Origin of the sequence: Acinetobacter higginsii (assembly GCF_000369845.1) — a bacterium.
In the GTDB taxonomy this organism is placed as follows: domain Bacteria; phylum Pseudomonadota; class Gammaproteobacteria; order Pseudomonadales; family Moraxellaceae; genus Acinetobacter; species Acinetobacter higginsii.
Map to the genome: position 1 here is coordinate 366,526 of NZ_KB850223.1, position 569 is coordinate 367,094.

General features: G+C 51.8%; 1 protein-coding gene. It reads left to right on the forward strand.

Annotated elements, in window-relative coordinates:
• The coding region (locus F885_RS01010; RefSeq protein ID WP_005322783.1) for an Ig-like domain-containing protein at positions 1–569 on the forward strand (569 nt) is incomplete at both ends.

The following is a 569-nucleotide window of genomic DNA, read 5'->3' on the forward strand; positions in this document are numbered from 1 at the left end:
GCGACGGTAGATACAGCAACAGGTACGTGGAGTGCCAGTGTTGCAGGCAGTGACTTATTGGCGGATGCGGATAAGACCATTGATGCGACAGCAACTTTTACTGATGCAGCAGGTAATAGCAGTAATGTAACGGACACTCAAGTTTATACAGTCGATACCGTTGCACCAAATGCACCAGTCCTTGACCCAATCAATGCGACTGACCCAATCAGTGGTACGGCAGAACCAGGTTCGACGGTTACGGTGACGTTCCCGGATGGTAGTACAGTTCAGGTTCCAACCGATCCAACGACTGGGGTATGGACTACACCAAATCCAGGTGGCTTGACCAATGGTGAGACCGTTACTGCGACAGCGACTGACCCAGCAGGCAACACCTCATTACCGGGCACTGGCACAGTGACCACTGATGTGACTGCACCGATCGTGACTGTGGATGATGACTTAAGCAATGACGCAACACCTGCATTGACCGGTACGGTGAATGACCCAACTGCGACGATTGTGGTGAATGTGGATGGTGTTGACTATCCAGCAGTGAACAATGGTGATGGCACATGGACCTTGGC